General features: G+C 65.2%; 4 protein-coding genes. All 4 read right to left on the bottom strand.

The window, feature by feature from the left end:
• Positions 1 to 1570 (bottom strand): pseudouridine synthase (locus tag VW23_RS06025; protein ID WP_069908680.1); only part of this gene is annotated, 1570 nt, incomplete at its 3' end.
• 68 nt (positions 1571 to 1638) lie between these two features.
• The gene (locus VW23_RS06020) at positions 1639 to 2268 is read right to left on the bottom strand and encodes a hypothetical protein (RefSeq protein ID WP_069908679.1); all 630 of its coding nucleotides are present in this window, start codon (positions 2266 to 2268) and stop codon (positions 1639 to 1641) included.
• Between the two features lie 88 nt (positions 2269 to 2356).
• Positions 2357 to 2902 (bottom strand): signal peptidase II, encoded by a 546-nt coding sequence (gene lspA, locus VW23_RS06015; protein WP_084645630.1) that lies wholly within the window; start codon positions 2900 to 2902, stop codon positions 2357 to 2359.
• 250 nt (positions 2903 to 3152) lie between these two features.
• Entirely contained in the window at positions 3153 to 6158 is a 3006-nt protein-coding gene (gene ileS, locus VW23_RS06010) for an isoleucine--tRNA ligase (RefSeq protein ID WP_069908683.1), read from the bottom strand.
• Positions 6159 to 6353: the final 195 nt, after the last annotated feature.

Here is a 6353-nt window from a genome sequence, read left to right as displayed (position 1 = left end):
CGCCGTCACGCGGACGATCGCCGCCAGGCCGGGCGCCGCGGGGCGGGCGGGAGCCGGAGGGTTTCTTGTCACCGAACGAACGGCTGGGACGGTCGCTGGCGGCGGTGCGCGGCGCATAGGGTTTCTTGCCCTCGTATGTGCGCGCCGGACCATCGCCGCGCGGGGCGTAGGGCTTCTTGTCGTCATAGGGGCGATCGCCCGCCGGACGGGCCGAGCGCGACTTGTCGCCATAGGCGCGCTTCTCGCCATAGGCAGGCTTATCGCCGGGCGCCCGCTTCGGACGATCGCCGAAGTCACCATGCGGCTTATCACCATAGGGGCGCTTGCCCGCTGGCTTGTCGCCATAGGCGCGTTTCGGACGGTCGGCGCCGGCCGGAGCGCGGGCGGGGCGATCCTCGTGATGAGCGGGGCGGCCGAAGTTCTTGGCCGAGCTGTCCTCGGGGTCGTTCCAGCGCTTGCGCTCTTCGCCTTCCACGCCCTCGCGGCGGGGCGGCTTGACGCGGATCTCGGCCTCGCGGCCATCGTCAAAGTGGATGGTGCGAATCTCCGAGGGATCGACCGGGCGCGGGCGGCTCGGCGCTTTGACCGGCCTCTTGTCGAAGCGGCCGGGGCGATCCTGGCGCGGGCGCTCGGCGAGCGCGGCGGCCGCCGCGGCCTCGGTCTCATCGTCTTCGAAGCGGAACTTGCCCTCGCGCGACTTGCGCGGCGAATCCTTCTTCAGCTCCTTGCCGGGCGCGGCAGCGCGCAGCTTGGGGTTGACCGCCGGCTTCTTCTTGGGCGCGACTTCGGGCATGTCGCTTTCGAAATCGGTATTGGCCTCGGCGGCGAGACGCTTGCCGAGCTGCTCGCGCAACACACGGGCAGCCACCACCTCGACCTCGCCCTCGGGCAGGTCGCCGAGCTGGAACGGGCCGTAGCTGACGCGGATCAGGCGGTTGACCTGCAGGCCGAGCGCCCCGAGGACGTTCTTGACCTCGCGGTTCTTGCCTTCGCGCAGGCTCAGCACCAGCCAGCTGTTGGAGCCCTGGGCGCGTTCGAGAATGGCTTCGATCGGGCCATACTGGATGCCCTCGATCTCGATGCCGTCTTTCAGCGTATCGAGCTGCGCCTGGGTGACCGAGCCAAAGGCGCGGACGCGGTAGCGACGCAGCCAGCCGGTGGCCGGCAGCTCGAGCACCCGCTTCAGGCCACCATCATTGGTGACCAGCAGCAGGCCCTCGGTGTTGATATCGAGACGGCCGATGGAGACGACGCGCGGCAGCTCTTTTTCTTCGAGCGCCTCGAACACGGTGGGGCGGCCTTCCGGGTCCTTCTCGGTGACCACGAGGCCGGCAGGCTTGTGGTAGAGCCAGACGCGGGTGCCCTGGCGCGCCGCCAGCGGCTCGCCATCGACCTTGATCTTGTCTTTTTCGGAGACGTTGAAGGCCGGGGTCAGGACCTTCTTACCGTTGACGGTAACGCGCCCATCCTTGATCCAGCCTTCGGCATCGCGGCGAGAGCAGAGACCGGACCGAGCGATGACCTTGGCCAAGCGATCGCCGTCCGTCGGGACGGCTGAGACATTCGACATGCGATAACTCCTGCGGGACCGGGGCCGGGCAGGATTGCCCGGGGGTCAGCGCATCTTTCGAGTTGAGATTAGTTCGCCTGCGCGGCCAGGGCCTTGCGGACGTCGGGCGGGCACGATTTGTCGGTGAGCGGTACGAGCTCGCCATTGGCGGCCAGGCAAACCATGTCCTGGCCCTTGACCGTGGTGTAGTACTCATCGGGCGGCAGATAGAGCGGCTTGGGACCGCCCTTCAGCTTGGCGGCGGTCATGCGAGCGGTAAGCTGCTTGGTTTCGACCTCGGTGAGCGGACGGCCGTTGAGGGTGCGCAAGTCGACGACGCGGGCGTTGCGCAGCCGCTTCAGGTCGGCTTCCGAAATGTTGGTGGTATCGATCTGCACGCGGCTCGAATCCTCGGGGATCAGCGCGGTCTTGGTCGCCTTCGGATCGGAAGGAGCCGGCAGCGAGGTGGACTTGGGGAGCACCAGCGGGCCGCGACGTTCGGCGTTCTCCGCCTTCTCCTCGCGCTCCATCATGCCCATGCCCTTCATGGTCTCGGTCAGCACTTCGCGCTCGAAGGTGCCGACATCGGTCAGGGCATTGGTGCCTTCGGTGGTGGTGCAGGCGCTCAGGCCGAGGCCGAGCACGATACCAACGGTCAGCAATCCGCCCCGGGTCACGGCTTTGAAGTTGGGCCGCCGCCCGGTCAAATCACTCAGCATGAAACTTCCCTTTTCCCCGGCCCGTGCGCCCCGCGCGGGCCTTATAGACCATGACCGGCCGTAAGACCAGATTGAGGCGCCTTTGCGTTCAGGCGGGCTTCCTGCGGCCGATCCCGACGAAGTCGAGGAGTAGCAGCAACACCCCCAAAGTGATCGCCACGTCGGCGATATTGAAAATGTAGAACGACCAATCCTGCCAATGAAAGTGAAAGAAATCCGCAACGGCGCCATAAAGTACACGATCAAGCGCATTTGAAACGGCGCCGCCAATGGCGAGCATCAGGCCATAGCGCACCAGCACATCGGAGGTGCGCGACCACCAGACGCCGAGCGCCAGAATGGCGACCACCGCGATGGCGCCGAGCGCCCAAACCGGCAGATCACCGAGCAGGCCATAGGAAACGCCGGTGTTCCAGACCAGCACGTAGTCGAAGAACGGCGTGACCGGGACGATCTCGCCGCCCTGCCAACCGAGCGGGGTGGCCGGTGTGACGAAGCCGAGATGCTCGATGCAGACCGTCGAGGCAGCGCCGATGCAATCGGAACTGACCTGCAGGAACTTGTGGCCACGATCGAGGGCGAAGGCGGCGAGTCCGGCGAGGAGGGAGGCGATGAGGTGGGGGCGCGCTAGCATGGTGAGCGCTCGACTAAGCGTGCCCGGCCGATAGAGACGGCCCCCTCCCTCGCCATTCGAGCATAGCTCTCATGGCCTTCTCCCCTCAAATCGCTCCACTGGAGCGATTTGCCCTGCGGGACGGCTCGAAGTCCCCCATGAAGTGGGAGGTGAAGAGTCGAGTTCGTGGCTTGATCGTGCCTGACACTCGATGCGGCACCTCCCCCTTCATGGGGGAGGATGGGAGGGGGCCGTCTGCTCGCGTTCAAGCTCAGCGTCCCGCCGCCTTCAACTCGCGCATCGCCTGCGCATCGCGCAGCGACAGGTCCGGATACTCGGCATCGGTGCCGACCTCCGGCAGGATCCTCCACGACCGCGCGCAGCGTTGGCCCTCGGCCTTGGCGAACACCACGGCGACGCCGCGGACGTCATCGAGGCGGAAGGCATCGGCCGGACCTTCGCCTTCGACGATCTCGATATCGGAGGTGATCGAGATCTCGGCCATGTCGGTGCCACGGACAGCGGCGGCGAGCTTGTCGTCAGTGATGTAGACCTTGGGCGCGGCTTCCAGCGAGGCGCCGATCACCTTTTCACGGCGAGCAATTTCCAGCGCGCCGGTGACGACCTTGCGGACTTCGCGGATGGCTTCCCACTTCTCGTCGAGCTTAGAATCCGTCCACTCCTCTGGGAGCTTCGGGAACTCGCGCAAGTGCACCGACGAATCGGCGCCCGGATGACGCTCGAGCCAGGCCTCTTCCATGGTGAACACCAGGATCGGGGCGAGCCAGGCGGTCAGCGCGTCGAACACATGATCAAGCACGGTGAGGCTGGCGCGGCGGCGGACCGAACTGATCGGATCGCAGTAGAGCGCGTCCTTGCGGATATCGAAGTAGAACGCCGACAGGTCGATGTTCATGAAGTTACTGAGCGCCGCGACGATGCGCTTGTAGTCATAGCTTTCGTAGGCATCGCGCACGAGCCCGTCGAGGTCCTTGAGCTTACTCAGGATCAACTGCTCGAGTTCGGGCATGTCGCGATAGTCGACGGTTTCTTCGGCCTTGCGGTGAGCGAGGTTGCCGATCAGCCAGCGGATGGTGTTGCGAAGCTTGCGATAGTTGTCGACGGTGGAGTTGATGATCTCCTTGCCGATCCGGAGGTCATCCGAGTAGTCGGACTGGGCGACCCAGAGGCGGAGGATGTCGGCGCCGAACTGCTTGATGACGTCCTGCGGGGCGGTGGTGTTGCCCAGCGATTTCGACATCTTCTTGCCCTCGCCATCGAGGGTGAAGCCATGCGTCAACACGCTCGCGTAGGGCGCATAGCCATTGGTGGCGCTGCTCTCGAGCAGCGACGAATGGAACCAGCCACGATGCTGGTCCGAGCCCTCCAGATACATGCCGGCCGGGAACTGCATATCCGGCCACTTCTGTGGATTGCTGAGCACCCACGAATGCGTGGTGCCGGATTCGAACCAGACATCGAGGATGTCGTCGACCTTGCTCCAGTTATCCGGATCAGGCACGGCTTGCCCAAGGAATCGCTCTTTGGCGCCGGGCTTGAACCAGGCGTCGGCGCCCTCTTCGTCGAAGGCGGCGCCGATCCGCTGGTTGACCATCTCGTCGACGAGGATGGTGTCGGTCTGCTCGTTGTAGAACACGGCGATCGGCACGCCCCAGGCGCGCTGGCGGCTCAGCACCCAGTCCGGACGGTCGGCGATCATCGAACGGAGCCGGTTCTGCCCGGCCTGCGGGTAGAACTTGGTGTTCTCGATGGCGGTCAGCGCGATGCTGCGGACGGTGTCGCCCGGCTTGATCTGCACCCGGTCGGGATGGTCGGAGGACAGCTTCAGCGTCGCGATCTTCTCCGCCGCGTAGGGCCGGTCCATGTAGACGAACCACTGCGGGGTGTTGCGGTAGATGATCGGCTTCTTGGAACGCCAGGAGTGCGGGTACTGATGCTTCAGCCGGCCGCGCGCCAGCATGGTGTTGCGCTCGGCGAGCGCGGCGATGACTCGGTTGTTGGCGTCGCCCTTCTTGCCGGTATCGTCGATGACCCGGGCCCCCTCGAAGCCGGGCGCGGCGGCGGTGTAGAAGCCGGCATCGTCGACGGCGAAGGGGATCGAGGTGTCGATGCCGCGCTCGGTGAGCTTGCGGCCCGAAGCCATCCAGATCTCGAAGTCGTCGAGGCCATGGCTGGGTGCGGTGTGGACGAACCCGGTGCCGGCATCGTCGGTGACATGTTCACCGTCGAGCAGCGGCACCTCGAACTCGTAGCCGCCGCCCAGCCCGCGCAGCGGGTGGTTGCAGGAGACGATCTTACTGCAATCGACATCGTGCAGGCGGACGAAGCTTTCGACCTTGGCCTTGCCGAGGGTCTCCTCGGCCAGCTTGTCGGCGAGCACGTACTTCTCGCCCTTCGAAGCCCAGTTGCCCTCGGGCGCGCCGGTGACCTCGTAGAGGCCGTAGCTGATCTTCGATGAGAAGCTGATGGCGCGGTTGGCCGGGATGGTCCACGGCGTGGTGGTCCAGATGACGACGTAGGACGAGCCGAAATCCTCGAATGAGCCGGTGCCGAAGGCGCCGTTGGCCGAGTGGATCGGGAACTTCACCCAGATCGCATCGCTTTCGTAGTCCTGGTACTCGATCTCGGCCTCGGCGAGCGCGGTGCGCTCGACCACCGACCACATCACCGGTTTGGAACCGCGATAGAGCTGGCCGGACGCGGCGACCTTCATCAGCTCGCGGGCGATCTGCGCTTCGGCGTCGAAGCTCATGGTGAGGTAGGGGTGGGACCAGTCGCCGACCACGCCGAGCCGCTTGAACTCCTCGCGCTGGGTATCGACCCAATACTGCGCGAAGCTCCGGCACTCGTTGCGGAACTCGTTGATCTCGACGTCGTCCTTGTTCTTACCTTTGGCGCGATACTGCTCTTCGACCTTCCACTCAATCGGCAGGCCATGGCAGTCCCAGCCCGGCACATAGGCCGAGTTGTAGCCAAGCATGGTCTTGGACCGGCTCACCAGATCCTTGAGGATCTTGTTGAGCGCGTGGCCGATATGGATGTTGCCATTGGCGTAGGGCGGGCCATCGTGCAGCGTGAACAAAGGCTTGCCCTTACCGGCAGCGCGCTGGCGGGCATAAATGTCCATGTCTTCCCAACGCTTCAGCCAATCCGGCTCACGGGCCGGCAAGCCGGCGCGCATCGGGAACTCGGTCTCGGGCAGGAAGAGCGTCGCGGAATAGTCGGTCTCGGCGCCGCTGGTCGCAGTATCGTTCATCGTCATCGATCGATGTTCAAGGGAAGTTGCGGGCTTGTAGCAAGCGAGGGCGGCGGGTGAAAGAGTGTTTCAGCCGATAGAGACGGCCCCCTCCCATCCTCCCCCACAAGGGGGAGGTGCCGCATCCAGTGTCTGGCACGATCCAGCCACAGCCTCGACTCTTCACCTCCCCCTTCATGGGGGAGGCCGGGAGGG

The organism is Devosia insulae DS-56 (assembly GCF_000970465.2).
Taxonomy (GTDB): Bacteria; Pseudomonadota; Alphaproteobacteria; order Rhizobiales; family Devosiaceae; genus Devosia_A; species Devosia_A insulae.
The sequence above is the reverse complement of the archived record's forward strand: the minus strand, read 5'-3'. Positions and strand labels throughout refer to the sequence as shown.

Coding starts and splice junctions, on each gene's coding strand:
- VW23_RS06020 (WP_069908679.1), bottom strand. CDS start 2,268: ATGCTGAGTGATTTGACCGGGCGGCGGCCCAACTTCAAAGCCGTGACC.
- lspA (WP_084645630.1), bottom strand. CDS start 2,902: ATGCTAGCGCGCCCCCACCTCATCGCCTCCCTCCTCGCCGGACTCGCC.
- ileS (WP_069908683.1), bottom strand. CDS start 6,158: ATGAACGATACTGCGACCAGCGGCGCCGAGACCGACTATTCCGCGACG.